A 22,135-nucleotide genomic window follows, 5' to 3' on the forward strand; every position below is an offset into this window, starting at 1 on the left:
TGCGAACCAGGCATTTTGCATGAACGCGTTGTGCCGTAAAGTAACGCCAACTCCAACATGACGAGGTTGAAATGAAGCTTTCCGAACAGTGGGTACTGGTGACTGGCGGCGCGCGGGGTCTGGGTGCATCGATTACTCGCGCATTGGCGCGTGAAGGCGCCGGGGTAATCATCAACTATCACCAGAGCGCCGCTGCAGCACAGGCGCTGGCAGCCGAGCTTGGCCCGCGCGCCATTGCCCTTCAGGCTGACGTGACCGATGCCGCGCAGGTACAAGCGCTGTTCCAGGCAGCACAAGCACAAACCGGCCGGCCGATCGTGTCGGTGGTGAACAACGCGCTGGTGGATTTTCGCTTTGATGGTGACGCCCGCCCCAAGATCGGCGAGATCACCTGGCAGCGTTTCGAACAACAACTGGCCGGAGCGATGAAAGGTGCGCTCAACACCATCCAGGCCGCGCTGCCCGGCATGCAAGCGCAAGGTTTTGGTCGCGTGGTGAACGTGGGGACTAATCTGTTCCAGAACCCGGTGGTGCCTTATCACGATTACACCGCGGCCAAAGCGGCGCTGCTGTCGCTGACACGTACCGCTGCAAATGATCTGGGGCCGGACGGCATTACCGTGAATATGGTGTCTGGCGGCTTGTTGCGCACGACCGATGCCAGCGCGGCCACGCCAGAAGCGGTGTTCGACATCATCGCCAGCCTGACGCCGCTGCGCCGGGTGACCACGCCGGACGAGTTTGCCGATGCGGTGTTGTTCTTCCTGTCGCCGTGGTCGCGCGCAGTCACCGGGCAAAATCTGGTGGTCGACGGCGGGCTGGTCAAGAACTAACTCTGTTACAACTCAGGCGGGCGAGCGCTCATCAGGCTCGCCCGCTTTGTCTTTGCAGGTGCCTTCTCACGCGCCGCGCGGATGTTTGTAGCGGTTATAGCCCCACAGATATTGCTCGGGCGCGCGGGCGATCAGCTGTTCGAGCTTGCTGTTCAGATGCGATGCGGCAGTCTGACGGTCACTGGACAATGGCTCGGTCAGCACTTCCATATGGATGTGATAACTGCGCGCACCGGGCAAACGCTCGGCAAATACCAGCACAATCGGTGCGTCGCTGAGTGCCTGCAAACGCTGCACCAGATTCATGGTGTAGGCCGATTTGCCAAAAAATGGCGCCCAGTCGCCTTCGCCACCACCTGGACATTGATCCGGCAAGATGCCGATGGTTTCGCCACGCTTGAGCGCTTTGACCAGCATACGCACACCGCGTGGCGTGGCCGGGGCCATGGCCAGATTCGGGCGACTGCGGGTGCGTTCAACCCAGTCGCGCAACCATGGGCGATGCGGCGGCTTGAACAATACGGTGGATGGATAGCGCTGGGCAAACAATGGCCCCAGCAATTCAAAACCGCCCAGATGCGGCGACAGCAGAATCAATCCTTTGCCTTGGGCCAGCAAGACATCCGTCGCTTCATGGAAGTTGGCTGGGGCTATGTTCAAGCCCTCAACCGGGTTGTTACGCATCCAGAAATAGGGAATCTCCAGCAGCATGCGCCCGGCAGCACGGCGAGCTTCCTGCAGTTGCGCCAAAGTCCGCTCGGGAAAGGCTTGCAGATAATTTTGCTGCAGACGCGTGCCGTAACGGCCCGGCAAGCGGGCAGCACCGGCGCCCAACCACGCCCCCAAAGCTTGTGCCCAGCTAAGCGGCAATAAAGAAAGCAGCCAGAAAACGGCGGTCATGATGATCCTGGCTCGACGACGCGGAGCGGCGGTAACAAACTGGAATGGAACAACACCCGACGCAATGCGGGTGTTGACGAGTGAGGCCGGTGCCAAGGCAAGGCACCGAGCGCACTCTACCGGGAAAAGACCGCAGGGCTAAGTGCGCATGTGTGTCGCGGGTGTAATGACGACACCTGTTGTGACACGGCTAACTCTACGCGCACCGCGGTGGGGATCAGCAATCAGGCGATGGCCGGGACCATGGCGCGGCGGTGGATACGCAATACCAGGATCGCCCCCACTACGCACAGTCCGCCGGAAATCATGGTGGCGACGGTGTACGAGCCCAGACTGTTGCGCAACATGCCCGCACCCAGCGCGGCAAAGGCGGCACCTAATTGATGCCCGGCGACAATCCAGCCAAACACAATTGGCGCATCGCGGGAGCCGAACACGTCGGTGGTCAGCCGCACGGTGGGTGGTACCGTGGCAACCCAGTCCAGCCCATAGAAGAAGGCAAAGATCGGCAGGCCAAAGTAGGTGATACCAAATGCGTACGGCAAAAAGATCAGCGCCAGGCCGCGCAGGCCGTAATACCAGAACAACAGCACGCGATTATTGAAGCGGTCTGATAACCAGCCGGAGAACGTGGTGCCCACCAGATCAAGCAAACCCATCGTTGCCAGAATGCTGGCGCCTTTCACTTCCGACAATCCGTAATCGCCACACATGGCAATAAAGTGGGTGCCGATATAGCCATTGGTGCTGGCCCCGCAGATAAAAAAGCTGAAGAACAGCAGCCAGAAGTCACGCGATTTGCTGGCTTTGCCCAGCGCGTCAAAGGCGATTTTGATGGGGTTTATGTGGCTGGCAACTTGATCGGCCGGAGCATCCGCTGGCTCGCCGAACGGGCGCAGCCCAACACTGGTGGGGCGTTCCGGCAGCAAGAAAGCAATCAATGGCAAGATCAGTACAGCCAGTGCGGCAACGGTAAGCACAATCGGCCGCCAGCCATAGCGCTCCACAATGGCCGCCATCAATGGCAGAAATAGCAACTGCCCGGTGGCGGAGCTGGCGGTGAGGATGCCCATCGCCAGACCACGCCGTTGACTGAACCAGCGATTTACCACCGTGGCGCCCAGTGTCATTGAAGTTGCGCCGGTAGCCATGCCCACCAATACGCCCCAGATCAGCACCATATGCCAGGTGGAGGTCATCAGGCTGGATAAGCCCACGCCAATCGCCAGAATGGTGAGTGCGGTGAGCACGGTGCGGCGCAAACCAAAGCGCTGCATGGCGGCAGCGGCGAATGGGCCCATCAAGCCGAACAGCGCCAGGTTGATCGACAAAGCCAGCGATACCGTAGTGCGGCTCCAGCCGAAGTCGTGCTCTAGCGGCACCATCATGACGCTGGGTGTGGAACGCGTGCCGGCGGTAATCAGCATGATCAAAAAGACTACGGCCAGGGTGACCCAGCCGTAATGGAAACGGCCTTTGGACCAGCGCGCTAATGCATACATAGGTTTCTCTCTCTGCCACCGAGGCCAGGTTTTTGAGTGAATTGTTACCGACCGGTAACATTTGCTTGAGATGTTAGTGACCGAGCGGTAACATTGTCAACACTTATGCAATGGAGTACGCAACGATGACCCCGCAAAAAGCAGCTGCCCCACGCACAGTCACGCAGGGTGCACTGGCGCACAGCCAGATTCTGGATGCGGCGGAAGAGTTGTTTTATCAGGAAGGCGCCCGTTCCAGCGGGATCGACGCCGTGGTCAAACGGGCTGGCGTCAACAAGATGAGCCTGTATCGCCAGTTTGAATCCAAAGATGATTTACTTAAGCAGTATTTGCAGCGGCGCGACGAAAAATTCCTGGCCTACCTGCATGCCAGCCTGGATAAACATCCAGGTCAGCCGCGGCGGCAACTGGAACAGTTTTTTACCGATCTGGCTGCGCGCACGGCGACACCGGGCTATCGCGGCTGCCCGTTTGTGAATATCGCTGCGGAATTTCCGGATACCGAACACTTTGCCCGGCAAATGGTGGCGGGCAACAAGGCGCGCTTGTTGGCTACTTTGACTGAATTGGCGCAAGCCGCCGGGGCGAGCGATGCGCCCGGCCTGGCCGCCGGGCTGGCGCTGCTGATTGAAGGTGCTTATACCGCCAGCCAGACTTATGCTCCGGGCAACAGCCTGTTGCCCGCTTTGCCGCTGGTGGCAAAGATCCTGCTGGATGCCGCGTTGCCCGCGAACACCTGAGAGCGGAGTTCGCGAATTACGGCATGCTGCTTACTTGGGTTCGACGTGGTCTTTGAGCAAACGACCCAGCAGCGATGGTTTGGCTTCTTTGCCATCATCGGTTTTGCCTTCGGACGATGCTTTGCCAAAACGGTCGGGCGAGCCCTTCTTGCGCATGGATTCTTTGAGGCGCACAGCGGCGAGGCGCTGCAGGTCAAAATGGTTGATCGGCATGGTGGTTTCCTGATTCAGATCACAAAGATCAATATATGAAATAGCTGCCGCCAAGAGCGCTCTGACGTTCACTCATGGCAACGTCAGCGGTTTTTGCGGCAGTCCAGAGAGGCTCGATCCGATGCCGGTTGATCGACAAAAGTCCTGTCAAATCAGCAGGATCGGCCAGAAAAGTGCGGGCGGGGCCAGCTTGGTCAGGGCGAATGATACGGGTACAGGGCGCCGGGCTGTCAACCGGCACCTCTGAATGGCAGGAAACCGCCCGCAGCCAGGCGCGCTATTCCGGTCGGGTTTTAACTAAAACTGGCGTGTACCAGACGACCCACTTCGGCCAGCGTGGATTGCTCGCGTTCGGTTGGCGTGACCTTGTTGCCGTGGATATACGCCGTGACCAGAATCGGCGCCCGCTGTGGTGGCCAGATAATGGCGATATCGTTGGTTGCCGCACCGGCATTGCCCGAGCCCGTCTTGTCGCCGATCTGCCAGTCCGCCGGTAAACCGGCCTTGATTTTGGCGGTGCCGGTGGTATTGCCGCGCAGCCAGGTGGCCAGTTGCTGGCGCGAAGCGGCCGACAAAATATCATTGCCCAACAAAATGCGTTGCATGGTGGCCAGCATCGCGGCTGGCGTAGTGGTATCGCGTGGATCGCCCGGAATACAAGTATTCAGCGACGGCTCATTGCGGTCCAGCCGGGTAATGGCATCCCCGTGAGCGCGTAAAAACGCGGTCAGTTGCGCCGGGCCGCCAACCATATCCAGCAGCAGATTGGCGGCGGTGTTGTCACTGTATTGCACTGCGGCGGCACACAGCGCGCCGACACTCAATTGGCCTTGCGCCAGATGCTCCCGGGCAATCGGTGCGTATTCCTGCAAGTCCGCCTTGCTGTATTTAACGGGCTGTTCCAGTTGCGTCTGGTGGGCGTCCACCCGCGCCAGGATCGCCGTTGCCAGCAAAAACTTGAAGGTACTGCACATGGGAAAACGCTCATCTGCCCGATGCGCAATGCTCTGACCCGTGCCGGTATCCAGTGCCAGCACGCCAAGACGACCGCCGACGCGGTTTTCCAGTTCTTGCAAGCGGACCGAAGCTGTGGCGATGGCGCTAGCGTTAGTCGCTGCATGGGCGGGCAAACGAGTGAGGGCAAACAAGGCCGCTGCGCCGGTCAGCAATTGACGGCGAGATAGAAAAGACATGAGGTGATTCATTCCGCGAGAGGGCAGGCGCGACGCCCGCCAGCTATTGAAGGAGAAGCCGAACGCGGAAAGTATAGACAAACACCAACCCAACGCGATGTGAGGGAGTCGGCAAAATACACAAAATGGCCTGAATGGAGGGGCAGAACAAACTGGCCTCGCAGTCTGAGCGAGGCCAGTGTTCTAGATCAGGCAGAAGTATTAACCAGCGTGCCCGCAGTGGATGTTGCTGCCGATGCGGTCGTTGTGGAAGGAGTTGTGGCGGCCTGGGTCGCCGTGTTCTGCTGGGCGGCGATTTCTTGCTGGATAGTCTGGATCTGTAGCTCGATGGATTGGACCTGCGCGGCGCCTGCCGGTGTGCTGGCGTTGGCTTCGGCGGTGGCCAGTAGTTTCTCCAGCGCTGCCAGTTGTTGCTGCAAGCTGGTGCTTGAACTGCTGCTGGTGCTTTGCGTGGTGCTGCCAATGGCCGAGGTGGACGAAACTGCGCTGACTGAAGTAACCATGTTCTTATCCTCTAGATATAAGAATATAAGAACCATTCATCCATCCGCTCTGACTAGCTGCATTTGCTGGCGCGGGCTCGCGGAAAAGCGGCAGGAATGGTTCAACACATAAAAAAGCGTGGCCGGTCAGCGCGCGTGCGTGCGCTCACCTGCTGATGGTTAGAGCATATGCCCCACAAATAGTGAAGTCACCGAGAGATACACGCCCGATACAAAAATCCTGGTTTGGCTGGGCGGATCGCGCGCTCTGGCCATACTTGTCATGAAAGCGTCACGGCTGCCCGAGCGCGGACTGGCTATGCTGTTTCCAGTTCAATTAGCGCGCTACCGTGACTCCACTCAACGACCTTCTTCCCGAGCTGGCCCAACTGGAACGTCTTATCAAGATGGGCCAGGGGCGACTCACTGTGCGTACTGTCGCCGAGGTCAATGTGGCGCAGTACTGCTTGCCCATCATGGTGCTGACGCTGGGTAGTTCGGCGCCCGATGCGCCGCTGGTGGGCTTCTTTGGTGGCGTGCACGGACTGGAACGCATCGGTACCCAGGTGGTGCTCACTTTTCTGCACAGTCTGCTGACTCGGCTGCATTGGGACCCAGTACTGGAACATCAGCTAAGCCGGGTCCGCTTGTTGTTCATGCCGCTGGTAAATCCGGGGGGCATGCTCAAGCGACGTCGTTCCAATCCTGCCGGGGTTGATCTGATGCGCAACGCGCCACTTGATGCGATCGACCCGGTGCCCTGGTTGCTGGGTGGGCATCGTATTGGCAGTTGGCTGCCGTGGTATCGCGGGGCACATGGCCAATGGATGCAGCCAGAAAGCGAAGCGCTCTGTGCGGTGGTCGAACAGGAAATCCAGCAGCGCAGCCAGGTCTTGATGCTCGATTGCCACTCCGGTTTTGGCATGCATGACCGCATCTGGTTTCCGCTGGCGGGCAGCCGCCGCCCCATTGAATCGGTGGGCGAGATTTACACGCTCAAAACGCTGTTCGACCAGGCGTATCCGCATCATCGTTATGTATTTGAACCGCAGAGTCACCAGTACCTCACGCATGGCGATTTGTGGGATCACCTCTATCTGCAAGCGCGGGAGCGCAATCCGGACCAGCTGTTTTTACCGCTCACGCTGGAAATGGGTTCGTGGAAATGGGTGCGCAAAAATCCGCGGCAGTTGTTTTCGCGTCTTGGCGCGTTCAACCCGGTGGCGCCGCATCGCCAGCAGCGGGTGATGCGCACGCATCTGGCGTTTATGGAATTCCTCACTCGGCTGGCTGGCAGCGAAGAGCGCTGGCTGGCGGGCGATCAGCGCAGCGCGCGCCACCGGCGTGAAGCCATGAACCTGTGGTATCGCAATGGCACTTGATCCAGCCCACTTGCCAGCGCCAGACAACGCCCGGCCATGGGTGCTATTGCGCGGGCTCGGGCGTGAAGCACGGCACTGGGGCGAGTTTCCGCAGCGATTGCAGCTGGCGCTGGGCGATGTGCCGGTGCTTACGCCAGATCTGCCGGGTAATGGCTATTTATGGCAAGAAAACGCCGGGGTGACCGTCGCCGAACAATGCGAGCACTTGCGTGGACAGTTGGCTCCAGTGCTGGCCGAAGGCCCGGTGAACGTGCTGGCATTGTCGTTGGGCGGCATGGTGGCGCTGGATTGGGCTAGCCGCTATCCGGCTGAAGTGGCGCGACTGGTATTGGTGAACACCAGTCTGTCGGCGCTGGCACCATTCTGGCGCCGTTTGCGCTGGCAAAGTTATCCCGCATTGTTGGGGCTGCTTGGGCAGAAAACAGCCCTGCGCGAACAAGGCATTCTGGCTTTGACCAGCAACCTGCCAGCGCGACGCTCGCAAGTGCTGGCCGACTGGGTTGCGTGGCAAACCGCACATCCGGTCTCTGTCGCCAACCTGTTGCGTCAGTTACTGGCCGCAGCGCGTTTTCAGGCGCCCAAAGTTTGGCCGCGCTGCCCGGCGCTGGTGGTGACCAGCGCACAGGACCGGCTGGTTGATCCCTACTGTTCGGCGCAACTGGCGCAGGCCACCGGTTGGCCGCTGCAGATCAATGCTCACGCCGGGCATGACTTGCCGCTGGACGATGCGCTGTGGCTCGCGCAGGCGGTGGTGTTGTGGCAGGGCATGCAGACCAGGTCGCTTGCCTGAGGTGAAAACGGGCCGCCAACCGACCAACGCCTGTAAGAAATCTGCTGAACAAACTGTTATCGTAATCAGCATTTAATAATTTCCTGATACAAATTGCGCATTCCTGTCCCGTAAGGGTTGCCCGATGCCAGCGCAATTTAATGCCTCACGTGGTTCATTGCCGCGTTTTCGCCAGCCTTCGGCTGCCGATTTGTGCGTCGTCGCGACCGCAATTACCTCAGAAGAAACCAATCAAGCCGTGCTGGATGTCTTCAACGACCAGCGCGAACTGATCAGCTTGCCGGTGGTGGAAAACGGCCGCCCGATCGGGCTGATCAACCGCAATATTTTTATGTCGCAAATGTCCAAGCCGTTTCATCGCGAGCTGTACGGCAAAAAAAGCTGCATTGCTTTTATGGACAAAGAACCGCTGATTGCCGAAGCCACTTTGGGCATCGAAAGCCTGACTTTTCGCGCCGTTGAGTATGGCGAGAAAGCACTGGCTGACGGCTTCATCATTACCCGTGACGGCCGATACGCGGGCGTGGGCCACGGCTTGCAACTGATGCGCGTGGTGGCCGACATGCAGGCGGAGAAAAACCGCCAGATCATGCACAGCATTGATTACGCCAGTGTGATCCAGCGTGCGACCTTGCAAGTGTCGCGGGCCGCGCTGGCCGAAACGCTGACCGATGCCAGCCTGGTGTGGGAGCCGCGCGATGTGGTGGGTGGCGACTTCTATCACTTTGCCCGCTTTGCCGATGGCTGGTTTGCAGCGATTGCTGACTGTACCGGCCACGGCGTGCCCGGCGCCTTCATGACGCTGATTTCGTCGTCCATGCTGGCTCAGGCGATTGAGCGCAACAACCCGCGTGATCCGGCCCACTTAATGGGGCTGGTAAGCCGGGGCATTAAACAGATGCTGGGGCAGACGGCAGAACGCAGCGAACTGGCTGAATCCAATGACGGGCTGGATGCGGCCTTTATGTGGTTCGATAACGCCACGCAAACGCTGACCTTTGCCGGCGCCCGCACCGCGTTGTATCTGCTTTACCCAGACGCTCCGCAAATTGAAATGATCGAGGGTGATCGGGCTGGCGTGGGTTATGTGGACAGCAATGCGGACCACCAGTGGACCAACCGCGTGCTGCCACTGACACCGAACACCTTGTTGTTTGTGACCACCGACGGTCTGGTAGACCAGATTGGCGGGCGCAAGCAAATTGCCTTTGGCAAACGGCGTATCCGCGACGCTATCGTGGCGCGACGCCATCAGAGTACAACGCAGATTACCGACGATTTGCTGATCGAACTGGCCAACTGGCAAGTGGACGAAACGCGCCGCGATGACCTGACCTGCTTATGTGTGCGCATCGCTGGCACCCAACCATGACTGAACTGAACATGTATATGAGTACATTGCCGGAGCACGACATGATTTATCAGCAATACCGCGACTTTTGTGATGCCGCGCGGCAGCGCCATGTGATTTTTTATTACGTAGGCTATTTTTCGCAGCACATTGTCGGTGCCATGGCAGATGCGCTCAAGCTGCGACTGGAAGTCAGCGGAATGGCTGGCCCAACGCGGCGCAAACTGTTCTCGTCTTTTGTCGAGATGTCGCAAAACATCATCCATTATTCGGCCGACGCGTTGACGCCGATTGATCTGGATAACCACGAAGTACGCCATGGATCGGTGTGCATCGGCATTCAGGATGATCACTACTACCTGCTGTGCGCCAACCCGATCAAAGCCGATTCAGCCGAAGCACTGCGCCAGCGGATCGAGCCATTGCGCTCGATGACGCTGGAAGAAATCAAGCAAGCCTACAAAGAAGCACTGCGCTCGGATGCGCCCGAAGACAGCAAAGGCGCTGGCGTGGGCTTTCTGACCATGGCGCGTGACGCTAGCGTGCCACTGGAATTTGAATTTGTGCCGATGCCGCACGAGCCGGATCTGTGCATGTTTTATATCAAAGCCATTATCTGACCGATCAGAACACCAGGACTTATCATGGACAACCTGTTTATCGCCGCCACGCCGACCTCGCCTGAGGTCGATTTCCGTTTTAGCCAACACGTGCTGTCGCTCAAAGGCGAGTCCTATCCGGAAAACGCGGCCGCCTTTTATGGCGAAATCATTGCCAACGTGCGCACGTATCTGGCGGGCTGCCAGCAGGCCAATATCGAGGTCAACGTGGCGCTGGCCTACTTCAATAGCTCCAGCACTAAAGTGTTGTTCAACCTGTTCGATGCCTTCAATCAGGCCGCGCTGATGGGCAATCACGTCACCCTGAACTGGTACCACGACGAAGACGACGACACCATTCTGGAGTTCGGTCAGGAATTGCAGGATGACTTTGGCGCGCTGGATTTTCACGATCACGCACTGAGCGGCGTTTGAAGCCGACACATGCCTGGTACTGATCCTGATCTGTTTGACCTGGAACACGCTGCGCTGGCCGAGGCGAGCGTGGTGTATGACGACGTGCACGCGCCGGCGGGTATCCAGCGGCTGGCGCTGGGTGAGCTGATCGGGCATTACGAGCGCTTGTTGCGTGAAACGCGGCGGCTGATTCAGCGCAGCGACCGGCAAGAGCGCGAAATGAATGTGCTTAACCAGCGGCTGCAAACGCTGGCCATCAACCTGGATTACCGCGCCCGCCACGACACGCTCACTGGCGTGCTCAATCGTGGTGCGGTGATCGAACTGTGCAACGACACACTGCTGCACAGCGATATCGCGCTGGTGGTGCTGGACCTGGACCACTTCAAACGCATCAACGATACCTTCGGCCATCCGGCGGGCGATGCGGTGCTGTGCGCGGTGGTGGAGCAACTGCAGTCGGTGGTGGGTGAGATCGGGCAGATTGGTCGGGTCGGCGGCGAGGAATTCACCGTCATGTTGCCTGGGCTGCTGCTGGACGACGCCATGCAACTGGCGGAGTACATGCGTGCTGCGGTGGCAACGCACGTTTTTCCATCTCCGATCGAACGGGCGATGACTGCCAGCTTTGGCGTGAGCTGGAGTGCCGCGGGCACTCCATTTGAAAGTGCCTACAGCCGCGCTGACGAGGCGCTATATGTGGCCAAGCGCAATGGCCGCAACCAGGTTGTGCGCGCCCGCTGATTGTTGTTTTTCCTTTCCAACTCAACTCGCCCTGCGCGCTGACTTTTCCCCAAGAAACAAGTACTTGTCCAATTGCCGCATCCATATGCGGCTTTCTTACGTATATCCATTGAAACGGCGCTGAGCGGTCATTGCCGTTGCGGCATGCTATTTGTCATGTTTTATTGGAAATTTATGTTTGTACGTAAAAATAAAGTGTTTGTCTTACATTTTTAATTTGACTAAATAAGCTTTTGATTATGCTAATAATGAGTCCAATCTATTGTATGTATTGATATTTTTGATTATAATTCGGCCGTGTTTTATGAGAATTTGTATCGGCAGTTTGAAATAATCTAACAGATATAGACAGGAATCAGGTTGGTTAATGAGTTGCCCTAATGCCGTAACCTCCCTGTCGAGCATAAGCTGGCGTACTGCAAGGCGCTCTGTCCTGCCGTTGTCTCTTGTTTTACTTACGGCTGCGCCCCTTGCGTTGGCCGCTTCTTCTGCCAGCGAAGAGCTGCGCTACCGCGAAGCAATCGAAAACGCCCGCAACAGCAAACTGGGTGACGCCGCTCAGTCATTGCAGGATTTGCTGACCGCGCACCCTGCTGATTTGCGTTATCGCCACGATCTGGTTGCGGTTTATGCCTGGCAGGGTAGTTATGCCCAAGCAGTCGCGCTGGCGCGTGGTTTGAGTCTGGACACCACCCCGCTGTATGTTCTGCAAGCGTGGGCTGACGCCGAAAAGAACACGCAAAACCTGGATCAGGCCCAGGCCATCTACCAAGCCATTGACCGGCGCGAGCCAGGACGGCTGGCGATTCAGATTTCGTTGGCGCAGCTGGATATCCTGCGTGACAAGGCTCCGCAAGCGCTGGCCCGGCTGCAAGCTGTCGATGCCGACAAACTCAATCCAGCTGACCGTATTGCCTTGCAGGAAATGCTGATCCGCACCTGGCTGGCTTTGCAGGATTACCCCGAAGCGATCAAGCAGAGCGACGAGTTGCTGGCGATTGCCCCCGCCAACCGCACCGCGCTGGAGGCGAAATTTGTCTCCAACCTGCGCATGGATGCGCCACGTCTGGCACTGGCCACCAGTTTGACGCTCACTCCGGCTGATCGCGCAGCGGCCAAAACTGCCGCCATTTCACGGGAAATCCGCTGGGGTCGGGCCGAGGCCGATAACTCGCGGGCATCGTCGCCCACCCGTTGGGTGACCACTGACGCTGCCATCAATTCCGCCCAACAACATATCGATGAACTAAGCCGCAACGAGCCAGCCGGATCGGATGCTCTGTTGCGTCAGCAATACGATCTGCTGGTGGTGCTGGTTGATCGCCGCCGCAACCGCGAGGCGGTTGATCTGTACCGCATGCTGCAACTGCAGGGCGCGGCTATCCCGGCGTGGTTGAAAATACCGGCCGCCAGCGCTTACTTGGCGCTACGGCAGCCAGACATGGCCATCAAACTGTATGAACAAGCCTTTGCCGCCAAGGTGGGCGACTTTGATGCGCATGTGAATTATGTTTACGCGCTACTTGAAGCCGAGCACGCCGAGGCCGCCATCGCCGCGGCGGATCAACTGGTGGCCGACACCCCGGAATGGCGCAACAACGCGTATCCGGCGCTGCGCGTGGAAAACCAGAATTATCCGGCAGCGCAACTGCTGGCGGCGCAGGTGCGGGCGTTTACCGAGCAACTGGCCGATGCCCAACGGCGGGTGGATGACCTGCACCGACGCGCACCGGGCAATGAAGACATCGCCGCTGCCCAAGCTGACATTGACCGATTGCGTGGCTGGCCTCGTCGCGCGCTGACGCAACTGAACCGGCTGCATACGCTTAGCCCGGATTACATTTGGGTGATTCCGCCCACGTTTGACGCCCATATGGATACGGCGGACTTTGCCGCCGCCGCGACTGATCTCGCGCGAGCCCAACTGGAAATGCCTGACGACAGCGTCACCCAGCGGATGGAACGCAACTGGCAGGATCATCTGCGCCCGCAAACCGTGACGACGCTGGCATTCGGGCGCAGCGGTGGCGGCAAGGAAGGGCTGGCTGGCAACGGTGATGTCCATGATCTGACGTTTGACAGCCGCGTTTACAGCAGTCCGTTCGCCGACAACTGGCGCGCCTATGCTCGCGCTGGCTGGCAACAAAGCAGCAGCAATGTAGAAAACCTGCTGCGGCGCGTGGGCGGTGCTGGCCTGGAATATCGCTCACCCGATTGGTCCGGCGAAACCGAACTGGATGGTGCCAATGGCTCGTCTGGCACAGCCGGTGGGCATGTCGCGGTGAGCTATCACCCCAGCGACTTCTGGACCGTCGACTTGGGCTACGCCCACGACGGGGATGACACACCGCTGCGCGCTTTTGCCGACGGCGTGCATACCGACTTCACCAACACGGCGTTGCGCTATCGCTGGAGTGAATCGCGCGAAGTGGGGCTGGTGCTGTCGCATGGTCACTTCTCTGACGACAACACCCGGCTGGGCTGGGGTGTTTACGGCGTACAGCGGGCCGTCACCCAACCGTATTACCAGATGGATGTGCGGCTGGATGTCGGCGGCATGCATAACGACTTGCCTGCTACGGCCGCCAACTATTTCAACCCGTCCAGCCAGCAAGCCGGCGTGGTTTCGGTGATCAACCACTGGGTGCAATGGCGTCAGTACGAACGTCAGTTGAGCCACCGTCTCACGCTCACCGCCGGAGAAAACTGGCAGCGCAGCTATGGCGCAGCCACCGTCGGCGGCGCTGCGTATGAACTCGAATATCAACTGAACGCCTTGCTGGACTGGCGGATCGGGACGGGCATTAACCGTGCGTACTACGACGGCAATGGCGAAACCGATTACTCCGTGCACGCCACGCTGGACTGGAAATTCTGATGAAGCACTCTCTGGCAGCGATCTTTCGCTCTGCCCTGGCCGCCGCACAAGGCCTGGTCAACTTGCCGCTACGGTTAGCGTCTGCGCTGGCGCTGGCGCTGGCTTTGACGTTGCTGCTGGCCTTGCCGCTGGCCCGCGCCGAAACGGCCACCTGGCCTGCCGACAGCTTTGAAGTGCTGTGTTATCACGAGGTGCGTGACGACGTTTGGGTGCTGCCTGATCCGTACGCCATCAGCACGCGACGGCTGGTGCAGCATTTTGAGTGGCTGCGTGAGAATGGTTACACCGTCATCAGCGTGGACGACATCCTGGCGGCCCGCGCGGGCACCAAACCACTGCCGCCCAAAGCCGTGTTGCTGACCTTCGACGATGGCTACAAGAGTTTTTATACCCACGTTTTTCCGCTGCTCAAAGAATTTAACTACCACGCGGTGCAAGGGGTCGTCGGGCACTGGATTGACGCCGCCGACGGTGCCGACATTACCGCCGAATCGCGCAATTACAGCCGCGAAGACATCATGACCTGGGCTGAGGTCAAAGAGTTGTCTGACTCTGGCCTGGTCGAGATTGCCTCACACAGCTACAACGAGCACCACGGCATTCAGGCCAATCCGCAAGGTAATCAACTGCCCGCGTTGATCACGCATATTTACGACGCCACCACCGGCAAATATGAAACCGACGCGCAATATCTGGCGCGGGTGCAGCTGGACCTGAAAAAGAACGCAGAAGTTATCGCGCAGCACACCGGCAAAGCCCCGCGTGTGATGGTGTGGCCGTATGGACGCTACAACCGGGCGACAATTGAGGCGGCCAAAGCGGCGGGCATGCCGATCACGCTGACGCTGGATGACGGACCAAATGGTCCGGATATTCCGCTGGACCGCCTGCGTCGCGTGCTGATTACCCATTCCGATGGCGAAAGCGTGAAAGCGCTGGATGCCGCCATGCGCCCGTCGCCCGCCAAGCCCGTCCGCGTCATGCATGTGGATCTGGACTACGTCTACGACCCGGACCCCAAGCAGCAAGAACTGAACTTGGGCAAATTGCTGGATCGGGTCAAAGCCAGCGGTGCCAACACCGTTTTCCTGCAAGCATATGCCGACCCCAGTGGCGCCGGCGCCGCAACGGCGCTGTATTTCCCTAACCGCCATCTGCCCATGCGCGCTGATTTGTTTTCTCGCGCGGCTTGGCAACTTCAGACGCGCGCCGGGGTAAAGGTTTACGCCTGGATGCCGCTCAGTGCCTACGTCTTGCCAGAAACCGACCCGCTGGCAGGAAAACTGGTGACCGCCAGCACGGCCAAAGGGGCGCAGGCTTATCACCGGCTCTCGCCATTTGACCCCGCGGTGCGCCAGTTGATTGGCGAAATCTATAACGATCTGGCCACCCATGCGGTGTTCCAGGGCGTGCTGTTCCATGACGACGCCACGCTCACCGACTTTGAAGATGACAGCCCGGCTGCCCGTGCGGTTTATCAATCTTGGGGTTTGCCCGGCAGTGTGGATGAAATCCGCAAAGACCCGGCGGCGATGCAACGCTGGACTGCGCTCAAGACCAGTTATCTGACGGATTTCTCGCTGCAACTGGCAGACCGGGTTCGCCACTGGCAACCCAATCTGAAAACCGCGCGCAATATGTACGCCCGCGTCGTCCTGCAGCCCGAAGCCCAAGCCTGGTTTGCCCAGTCGCTACCGGATTTCCTCGCCCATTACGACTACACCGCCATTATGGCGATGCCGTATATGGAAGGCGCAGCGCAGCCATTGCCATGGTTGAGCACGCTGGCCAAAACCGTGGCGATTATTCCCGGCGCGCTGGACAAGACGGTGTTCGAATTGCAGGCGGTGGACTGGAAAACCAGCAAGCCGTTGACCGGGCACGAACTGGCAACGCAGATGGACACTCTGATGGACGCCGGTGTCCGCAGCTATGGTTATTACCCGGATGATTTTGTCAAAGACCAACCCAAGCTGGATGAACTGGTCGAGCGTTTCTCGCTGCGCAGCTTTCCATATCGGGGCAGCAAGTGAATGCGCTTTCATCACTCAGCACCGTGTTGCTGCAATTTGCCTTTTTCTATCCACTCACGATGGCGTGGATGTGGATGATTGGCGCGGTGCATTACTACTGGCGCTTTGAACGCCGTACCGCCAGCCTGGCGATTCCGCCCATCCTGGATAACTACCCTGGCGTATCGCTGGTGGTGCCGATGCACAACGAAAGTGCTAACGCGCGCGAGACCATCGCTCAGTTGATGTGTCAGCGTTATCCCTTGTTTGAAGTCATTGCCGTCAACGATGGCAGCCGCGACAACACCGGCGAAATCCTTGATGAACTGGCACTGGAATACCCGCGTTTGCGCGTGATTCACCTGGCCACCAATCAGGGCAAGGCGATGGGACTGAATACCGCAGCCCTGATGGCCAGATATGAATTCCTGATCTGCATTGATGGCGACGCGCTGCTGGATGAATACGCCGCCGCCTGGTTCATGCAGCACTTTGCCCACGGCCCGCGCCTGGGCGCCATTACCGGCAACCCGCGTATCCGCAATCGCTCCACCTTGCTGGGCAAACTGCAAGTGGGTGAGTTCTCGTCGATTATCGGCATGATCAAACGGGCGCAACGCACTTACGGGCGCATCTTCACCATCTCTGGCGTGGTCAGCGCGTTTCGCCGTGCAGCATTGCATGACGTGGGCTACTGGAGCCCGGAGATGCTGACCGAAGACATTGATATCAGCTGGAAACTGCAAATTGCCCACTGGGACATCCGCTACGAACCCAAGGCCCGTTGCTGGATTCTGATGCCCGAAACGCTGATGGGTTTGTGGAAGCAGCGTCTGCGCTGGGCCATGGGTGGTGTGCAGGTGCTGGCCAAGTATTTGCCGTCGCTGCTGTTCTGGCGCAAACGCCGCATGTGGGCGATTTACCTGGAATTCCTGCTGAGTGTGGCGTGGGCTTACGTCATGGGTGGCGTCATGGTGCTGTGGCTGCTCGGCCAGTTTTTGCCGTTGCCAGAGCCGCTGCATATCCAGACCTTGCTGCCCGGCTGGAACGGCGTAGTGATCGGTGCGACCTGTTTGTTGCAGATTGCTGTCGCGCTGCGACTGGACGCGCGTTACGACGAAGGGTTGGGGCGTTCGTATTATTGGATGGTCTGGTATCCGCTGGCTTACTGGTTGCTCAACATGCTGACCACCATCTGGGCCGTGCCCAAAACCCTGATGCGCAAACGCAATGCCCGCGCTGTCTGGGTGAGCCCGGATCGAGGCATTCAGCAAACGGTGCAAACGCCGCATCCGCCGGTGCATGAACACCATGTGAGTACCAAATCATGATGACGCAACCGCCGCGGCCATCGACGCATCTGATTATTGAACGACCCGATTGGCAAACCCGCCGTCAGCGCGTGGTTTATGGCTCGCTAACGGCTATGGGCTGGGCGCTGTGGGGATTTTTGTGGCTGCCGCTGCTGACCGCAGTCGGCTGGCTGGGCGAAGCCTTCTTTGCCTGGCATCACATGGTGCAACTGGACGGATTCTCGGCTTTTCGCCATCTGGCCGCGTCTTATAGCGGCGCGCTGGTAGTGCTGGGCGGGATCTTCGTCGGCTGGGCCTCGTATAACTATCTGCGCTTTCGCGGCTACGACCGCCGCCGTCCACGCCCAACGGTAACCGACCACGATCTGGCCGACGCTTACCATGTGCCCGAAAGCGATGTTGCCCGCTGGCACGCGAGTCGACGGCTGGTGGTGTGGCATGACGAACAAGGGCAGGTGGTGCGCGTGCAAACTGATCCGCCGCCACAACACGAGATCGTGCCGGAACCGGCGCCGGTGGTCTGAATTAGATACGACACGCTCAAAATGGTGGCCAGCTACTCGCGATCAATGCGTTTCTTGCTGTTCCGGTAGCGCCGCCATTGCCAGATGACCACCACACCGGCGATCGGGATCAGGAACAGCAAAAACTCGAATGACCCGTCACCGCCGTCGGGAGAGAAGCCGAATATTTTTTCGATAAAGTCCATTGTTGCTCCTCATCGCCCGAGGCAGCCGTAGCGGCCCACCCGGCTTTGCCGCGAAACAGGTTGGCACCCATGTTATTCGAGCTCATTGGACTGGCCCGTCGCACCGGCGAGACCCGAATGGCTTTGGCTGATTTTTCTGGCCAGCACTTCTGCACTGGTCTGCAACGCGATTTGGGTCCACTGCCGCGCTTGTTCGGCGTTGACGCCAGCCACGGTATCCAGGGTAGCCAGTGCCTCCAGCACCTGGATCACCGGGGAACGGGGCGGGATACGGATGATCTTGCCTCCCACGATGATGAGCCCACCGCCGTCTTCAACCACACCCGCCAGAATTTGCGCGACCAGATCCGGCAAGCGCGGACACACAATTTCTTTGGTTTGAACCAGATTGAAAAACAGCTCCTGCACGCCGGTACGCGTGTCGGTCCAGAGCACGGCAAAATCTTCGACGCCCGCCGCCAGACCGAAGTACTCACCAATGAAGGTGACATTGGGGTCGCCATGCACTGCGGGCGCATCAACGGCTGGGTCCCATGAGCGGTCGGTTACGTCGACAAACCAGGAAAAATCGCTGGCGTTGTTCCATGATCCGGCCAACTGCACTTTGATCAGGTGCTTTCCGAACTCCTCGCCAAATACATAGAATGCGCAGCCCACCACGCCCGTTCGCGTGCAGGCAATTTGGGGGTGAAAACAGTGGCTGCTTCCATAACTGACGTTAGGCAGTAAGGGCTGGCCGGAAGCGTCTCCCTCCCAGGTCACTCCGTTGTTGAGCGAGCGCCGGTAATAGATGCGGCTGTAGCCCTCGCGCATGTCAGCCCAAGCCACCACCAGCACGCCTTGCGTGGTCACGCAGTCGGTTATCAGGGTAATGACGCGGAATTTGCCGAATTCGAAGTGGGGCCAGTCATCAGTAATTGGCAAATTGCCGCGCAGGCTTTTGATCCCGGAAACAACGGTAGTCGCCGCTTCGAAGGTTTCTCCGCCATCAAGGGAGCGGATATGCTGGATTTCCCCCGAACCATCGTTATGCCAAAGAATATGCAGCGTGCCGTCGGGCGCAACGGTTAATTCGGGCGAAAAGGAGAACGAAACCAGGGCACTGCCCGGTGCGTCAGAGCCTCTGCCTTTCCAGCTTTGCCCGCCATCCGTTGAGCGGGCAAAGCGTAGCGGTGATGAAGCGCCCCAGGCGACGTAAACGTTCCCGCGGTGAGGGCTGCCTGGCTGGTTGTCGCAAACCACCCATTGCTTGTCATCCGAAGTGTCGCTGGTTAGCTGTATGGGTTCTTGCCAGGTGACTCCGCCATCCTGCGAGCGGTAAACCACCATGCCCAGACCGGTCAGGTCGCCTGCTCCGGCCGTTCCGGTATTGAAGTGATCGGGTTCTCCCACCAGGAACGCATTGCCGGAACCGTCAAACGTGACGGTAGGGTCGGTCATTACATCCCAGCCGGGTTTAAGCGGAAGTTGGGATTCGGCCCAGGTCTCACCGCTATCAAAGCTGTAAATGACGCCGAGACGAAAGCGGTAAGTGGCGGGGTCGATAAATTTTTTCGAGGCGCCGACCAGATTGGCCGGGTTTTTCGGATTGATGGCAATGCACGATTCACTGCGTTGATTCTGCGGGCTGCTGCTGGTGGCTTGCTGGTTTGCGCCAGGATACAAACCTGCGGCCACGCTACAGATGCTGAACTGATGCAGCAGCGGGACGAAATCGCGAACACCATCAAAGACATGGGTAGTCATGCTCTGGCTTCCTTGCGAGGCGTGGGCCGGGTGGTGAGTCCTGACCCGCAATCTGTGGCAAGTGGTTGCCTGTTCGCTCATGAAACGCAACGGTGATCGTGTTGGAGGAGGTCTCAGGCCTGATTACAGATACGGATACGCACCGGATGGATGTCTGCCTAGCATAGGCTTCATGCACTTGCGTAATACCGTTGGCGTACCGAGTGGGCGATAGGTGGCTTCGTTTGCAGTCAGCAAAAAACAACTGAAATGTCAGTGTTTGCTGTGCCTTTTACACAGCTTGGTCAGTGGTGAGGGCGCAATCATGTTTTCGCCGGTCAGGTCAGCGTGCGGACAACGCTGCCAGACCGGTCGATCCTGCATAAAGGGTTACTTCGGCTTCTTGGTCATGCCTGCATACAGCGTATCCACGTTGTAGCGGAACATGGCCTCATACGTTGCTGCGGGGCCGGTTTTGGGCGACAACGCCTCTACATACAACTCGCCACCAGGTTGCGCACCTGTGGATGACGCAATCTGCCGCACCAGCCGCGGATCATTGGAGTTCTCAAAGAAATACGCCGCCACGTTCTCGCGTTTGATCTGGGTAATCAGCCGGGCGACATCGGCTGCGGCGGGCTCGGCCTCGGTTGATATCCCCACAGGCGACAAAAACGTAACGCCGTACGCCGCACCAAAATAACCAAAGGCATCATGGCTGGTCAGCACTTTGCGCCGGGCTTTGGGAATGCTGGCAAATTTTGCCTTGGCGTATTGATCCAGCGCTTGCAGTTTGCTGATGTAGGCCGCGCCATTTCTGGCAAATTCGGCGGCGTCTTGCGGGTCGGTGGCGGACAGCGTTTTAATCACATTGCGGGTGTAGATCACGCCATTGCTGATGTCGTTCCAGGCGTGCGGGTCAGTGATCACTTTGCCATCGTCTTCCATCTTGCGCGTATGAATACCCGTGCTCGCCACGGTAATACTGCCTTTGTAACCAGACACCTTGATGAGCCGGGTCATCCAGCCTTCCAGACCCAAGCCGCTCACAAATACGGCATCGGCATTTTTCAGCGCGGTAGCATCTTGCGGCGTGGGCTCATACACATGCGGGTCACCATTCGGGCCGACCAGACTGGTGACATGCACATGATCGCCGCCGACGTTCTGCACGATATCTGCCAGTACGGTAAAGCTGGCCACCACATTCAGTTCTTTGGCTGCAGCGACTTGGGCCACGGTGGCTAGCGCCAGACCGGCTAGCCAGACTTGCTTGTTCATTGCAAAACTCCTTCCTGCCAATGGGAGGCACGCGCCGGGCGTCGTGCCGGGAAACGGTGAGGTGCGGACGCGCAGTCTTGTGCTGCGTTTTTTTGGGGACATTTCGATAAATGCAACAATATTGCATTTCGTCGAAAAACGTAGAATAAGCCGAAATGCAACAATGTTGCAATTGGTGTGTTGAAAATGAGCCGGGCGAGGATCACGCAGTGGTGTGCGGACTGTTTTTGCCTCGGCATTGCATACGGCAGCGGAAGATCAAACAGCGGATCGCACTGGCACTGCCATGACAAATGGGTTCAAATAACGCCAGGACGGGTCACGACAATAGACCGCTCACGGTTATCGACATTCCGGTTTCATCACGTTCCAACCATCTCACTGACTACTTGGGATTCACCATGACGCAAGCTGTGCAAAACATTCCTCTGCAAAAAATCGACGGTTCCGCTGCCACCCTGAATGACTACGCAGGCAAGGTATTGCTGGTGGTGAATGTGGCCTCCAAGTGCGGTTTGACCGCGCAATATCAAGGTCTGGAACAGTTCTATCGCAGCCATCAGGCCAAGGGTCTGGAAGTGCTGGGATTTCCGGCCAACAACTTCAAAGGTCAGGAGCCTGGCACCAATGAAGAAATCGCCAGCTTTTGTTCCACCACCTATGACGTGACCTTTCCGCTGTTTGCCAAGATTTCGGTAGTGGGCGAAGACCAGCATCCGCTGTACCAGGCATTGATTGCGGCCCAGCCGGACGCGCTGGGGGAAGGCCCGTTCCGTGAGCGTTTGTCGGGCAAGGGCATTGATATCGCGCCGCAACCGCAAGTGTTGTGGAATTTCGAGAAATTCCTGGTGAACCGTAAAGGTGAAGTAGTCGGGCGTTTCTCGCCGGATGTCACCGCAGAAGACGCGCGCCTGGTCGCCGCAGTGGAGGCTGAACTGGCCAAGGCTTGATGGCGGCGGCTCAGCCGCTCGTGATCGCATCAGAAAGCATCCTGTGGGGTGCTTTTTGTTTTTCAGCGTGTGCACAGTTTTGCCACCATCGGGCGAACACCTGAGTAAGCCCGTTGATGAA

General features: G+C 58.6%; 21 protein-coding genes. 13 read left to right on the forward strand and 8 right to left on the reverse strand.

From position 1 onward, the window contains the following. Positions 1-71 precede the first annotated feature (71 nt). The gene (locus N7220_RS13520; RefSeq protein WP_283148051.1) at positions 72-833 is read left to right on the forward strand and encodes a 3-oxoacyl-ACP reductase; all 762 of its coding nucleotides are present in this window, start codon (positions 72-74) and stop codon (positions 831-833) included. 66 nt (positions 834-899) lie between these two features. Here N7220_RS13520 and N7220_RS13525 read toward each other — a convergent pair whose 3' ends face one another. After that, on the reverse strand, positions 900-1,829 hold the full coding sequence (locus N7220_RS13525; protein WP_283148052.1) for a lysophospholipid acyltransferase family protein: 930 nt from the start codon (positions 1,827-1,829) through the stop codon (positions 900-902). 128 nt (positions 1,830-1,957) lie between these two features. Beyond that, positions 1,958-3,235, reverse strand: coding sequence for an MFS transporter (locus N7220_RS13530; RefSeq protein WP_283148053.1), 1,278 nt, complete (start codon positions 3,233-3,235; stop codon positions 1,958-1,960). 125 nt (positions 3,236-3,360) lie between these two features. Between N7220_RS13530 and N7220_RS13535 the strand changes: the two genes are divergently transcribed. Beyond that, positions 3,361-3,975, forward strand: a complete 615-nt coding sequence (locus tag N7220_RS13535) for a TetR/AcrR family transcriptional regulator (RefSeq protein WP_283148054.1) — start codon at positions 3,361-3,363, stop codon at positions 3,973-3,975. Between the two features lie 30 nt (positions 3,976-4,005). Here the strand turns inward: N7220_RS13535 and N7220_RS13540 are convergent, their stop codons facing one another. The 3 genes from N7220_RS13540 to N7220_RS13550 form a co-directional block, all read right to left on the reverse strand. Beyond that, positions 4,006-4,188, reverse strand: a complete 183-nt coding sequence (locus tag N7220_RS13540) for a hypothetical protein (RefSeq protein ID WP_283148055.1) — start codon at positions 4,186-4,188, stop codon at positions 4,006-4,008. 293 nt (positions 4,189-4,481) lie between these two features. Continuing rightward, a complete protein-coding gene (gene bla / locus N7220_RS13545; RefSeq protein WP_390901498.1) occupies positions 4,482-5,393 on the reverse strand; it encodes a class A beta-lactamase in 912 nt (303 codons plus the stop codon). 176 nt (positions 5,394-5,569) lie between these two features. Next, positions 5,570-5,884, reverse strand: coding sequence for a FlxA-like family protein (locus N7220_RS13550; RefSeq protein ID WP_283148057.1), 315 nt, complete (start codon positions 5,882-5,884; stop codon positions 5,570-5,572). A gap of 329 nt (positions 5,885-6,213) precedes the next feature. On the opposite strand from N7220_RS13550, the gene N7220_RS13555 reads away from it, so the two are divergent. The 10 genes from N7220_RS13555 to pgaD all read left to right on the forward strand — a co-directional run bounded on the left by N7220_RS13555 (position 6,214) and on the right by pgaD (position 17,873). Then, positions 6,214-7,245 (forward strand): M14 family zinc carboxypeptidase, encoded by a 1,032-nt coding sequence (locus N7220_RS13555; protein ID WP_283148058.1) that lies wholly within the window; start codon positions 6,214-6,216, stop codon positions 7,243-7,245. Then, positions 7,235-8,035, forward strand: coding sequence for an alpha/beta fold hydrolase (locus N7220_RS13560; protein ID WP_283148059.1), 801 nt, complete (start codon positions 7,235-7,237; stop codon positions 8,033-8,035). Before N7220_RS13555 ends, N7220_RS13560 begins: the two co-directional genes overlap by 11 nt. Before the next feature lie 124 nt (positions 8,036-8,159). Further along, a complete protein-coding gene (locus tag N7220_RS13565; protein ID WP_283148060.1) occupies positions 8,160-9,407 on the forward strand; it encodes a SpoIIE family protein phosphatase in 1,248 nt (415 codons plus the stop codon). Beyond that, positions 9,404-10,006 carry a SiaB family protein kinase gene (locus tag N7220_RS13570; RefSeq protein ID WP_283148061.1) on the forward strand — a complete coding sequence of 201 codons (603 nt, stop codon included), beginning with the start codon at positions 9,404-9,406 and terminating at the stop codon, positions 10,004-10,006. Before N7220_RS13565 ends, N7220_RS13570 begins: the two co-directional genes overlap by 4 nt. A 24-nt stretch (positions 10,007-10,030) precedes the next feature. Then, entirely contained in the window at positions 10,031-10,420 is a 390-nt protein-coding gene (locus N7220_RS13575; protein ID WP_283148062.1) for a DUF1987 domain-containing protein, read from the forward strand. A gap of 9 nt (positions 10,421-10,429) precedes the next feature. Next, positions 10,430-11,146: a diguanylate cyclase gene (locus N7220_RS13580; RefSeq protein WP_283148063.1), complete on the forward strand. Its 717-nt coding sequence runs from the start codon at positions 10,430-10,432 to the stop codon at positions 11,144-11,146. Between the two features lie 367 nt (positions 11,147-11,513). Next, the gene (gene pgaA / locus N7220_RS13585; RefSeq protein WP_283148064.1) at positions 11,514-14,024 is read left to right on the forward strand and encodes a poly-beta-1,6 N-acetyl-D-glucosamine export porin PgaA; all 2,511 of its coding nucleotides are present in this window, start codon (positions 11,514-11,516) and stop codon (positions 14,022-14,024) included. Continuing rightward, on the forward strand, positions 14,024-16,057 hold the full coding sequence (pgaB, locus tag N7220_RS13590; RefSeq protein WP_283148065.1) for a poly-beta-1,6-N-acetyl-D-glucosamine N-deacetylase PgaB: 2,034 nt from the start codon (positions 14,024-14,026) through the stop codon (positions 16,055-16,057). The genes pgaA and pgaB overlap by 1 nt, the downstream gene beginning before the upstream one ends. Beyond that, on the forward strand, positions 16,054-17,367 hold the full coding sequence (gene pgaC, locus N7220_RS13595; protein WP_283148066.1) for a poly-beta-1,6-N-acetyl-D-glucosamine synthase: 1,314 nt from the start codon (positions 16,054-16,056) through the stop codon (positions 17,365-17,367). Before pgaB ends, pgaC begins: the two co-directional genes overlap by 4 nt. Beyond that, positions 17,364-17,873, forward strand: a complete 510-nt coding sequence (pgaD, locus tag N7220_RS13600) for a poly-beta-1,6-N-acetyl-D-glucosamine biosynthesis protein PgaD (protein WP_283148067.1) — start codon at positions 17,364-17,366, stop codon at positions 17,871-17,873. Before pgaC ends, pgaD begins: the two co-directional genes overlap by 4 nt. A 32-nt stretch (positions 17,874-17,905) precedes the next feature. On the opposite strand, the gene N7220_RS13605 is transcribed toward pgaD, so the two are convergent. The 3 genes from N7220_RS13605 to N7220_RS13615 form a co-directional block, all read right to left on the reverse strand. Then, positions 17,906-18,058, reverse strand: coding sequence for a hypothetical protein (locus tag N7220_RS13605; RefSeq protein ID WP_283148068.1), 153 nt, complete (start codon positions 18,056-18,058; stop codon positions 17,906-17,908). Between the two features lie 72 nt (positions 18,059-18,130). Further along, positions 18,131-19,804 carry a sialidase family protein gene (locus N7220_RS13610; protein ID WP_283148069.1) on the reverse strand — a complete coding sequence of 558 codons (1,674 nt, stop codon included), beginning with the start codon at positions 19,802-19,804 and terminating at the stop codon, positions 18,131-18,133. A 369-nt stretch (positions 19,805-20,173) separates the two neighbouring features. After that, positions 20,174-21,064 carry a metal ABC transporter substrate-binding protein gene (locus tag N7220_RS13615; RefSeq protein ID WP_283148070.1) on the reverse strand — a complete coding sequence of 297 codons (891 nt, stop codon included), beginning with the start codon at positions 21,062-21,064 and terminating at the stop codon, positions 20,174-20,176. 401 nt (positions 21,065-21,465) lie between these two features. Between N7220_RS13615 and N7220_RS13620 the strand changes: the two genes are divergently transcribed. Beyond that, entirely contained in the window at positions 21,466-22,014 is a 549-nt protein-coding gene (locus tag N7220_RS13620; RefSeq protein ID WP_283148071.1) for a glutathione peroxidase, read from the forward strand. The last annotated feature ends 121 nt before the right edge of the window (positions 22,015-22,135 follow it).

The organism is Silvimonas soli, from assembly GCF_030035605.1.
Taxonomy (GTDB): domain Bacteria; phylum Pseudomonadota; class Gammaproteobacteria; order Burkholderiales; family Chitinibacteraceae; genus Silvimonas; species Silvimonas soli.

Bases quoted from the DNA above. Each gene is read 5' to 3' on its own strand.
- N7220_RS13520 (WP_283148051.1), top strand. From the start codon at position 72: ATGAAGCTTTCCGAACAGTGGGTACTGGTGACTGGCGGCGCGCGGGGT.
- N7220_RS13530 (WP_283148053.1), bottom strand. From the start codon at position 3,235: ATGTATGCATTAGCGCGCTGGTCCAAAGGCCGTTTCCATTACGGCTGG.
- N7220_RS13535 (WP_283148054.1), top strand. From the start codon at position 3,361: ATGACCCCGCAAAAAGCAGCTGCCCCACGCACAGTCACGCAGGGTGCA.
- N7220_RS13540 (WP_283148055.1), bottom strand. From the start codon at position 4,188: ATGCCGATCAACCATTTTGACCTGCAGCGCCTCGCCGCTGTGCGCCTC.
- bla (WP_390901498.1), bottom strand. From the start codon at position 5,393: ATGAATCACCTCATGTCTTTTCTATCTCGCCGTCAATTGCTGACCGGC.
- N7220_RS13550 (WP_283148057.1), bottom strand. From the start codon at position 5,884: ATGGTTACTTCAGTCAGCGCAGTTTCGTCCACCTCGGCCATTGGCAGC.
- N7220_RS13560 (WP_283148059.1), top strand. From the start codon at position 7,235: ATGGCACTTGATCCAGCCCACTTGCCAGCGCCAGACAACGCCCGGCCA.
- N7220_RS13565 (WP_283148060.1), top strand. From the start codon at position 8,160: ATGCCAGCGCAATTTAATGCCTCACGTGGTTCATTGCCGCGTTTTCGC.
- N7220_RS13570 (WP_283148061.1), top strand. From the start codon at position 9,404: ATGACTGAACTGAACATGTATATGAGTACATTGCCGGAGCACGACATG.
- N7220_RS13575 (WP_283148062.1), top strand. From the start codon at position 10,031: ATGGACAACCTGTTTATCGCCGCCACGCCGACCTCGCCTGAGGTCGAT.
- N7220_RS13580 (WP_283148063.1), top strand. From the start codon at position 10,430: ATGCCTGGTACTGATCCTGATCTGTTTGACCTGGAACACGCTGCGCTG.
- pgaA (WP_283148064.1), top strand. From the start codon at position 11,514: ATGAGTTGCCCTAATGCCGTAACCTCCCTGTCGAGCATAAGCTGGCGT.
- pgaB (WP_283148065.1), top strand. From the start codon at position 14,024: ATGAAGCACTCTCTGGCAGCGATCTTTCGCTCTGCCCTGGCCGCCGCA.
- pgaD (WP_283148067.1), top strand. From the start codon at position 17,364: ATGATGACGCAACCGCCGCGGCCATCGACGCATCTGATTATTGAACGA.
- N7220_RS13605 (WP_283148068.1), bottom strand. From the start codon at position 18,058: ATGGACTTTATCGAAAAAATATTCGGCTTCTCTCCCGACGGCGGTGAC.
- N7220_RS13610 (WP_283148069.1), bottom strand. From the start codon at position 19,804: ATGACTACCCATGTCTTTGATGGTGTTCGCGATTTCGTCCCGCTGCTG.
- N7220_RS13615 (WP_283148070.1), bottom strand. From the start codon at position 21,064: ATGAACAAGCAAGTCTGGCTAGCCGGTCTGGCGCTAGCCACCGTGGCC.
- N7220_RS13620 (WP_283148071.1), top strand. From the start codon at position 21,466: ATGACGCAAGCTGTGCAAAACATTCCTCTGCAAAAAATCGACGGTTCC.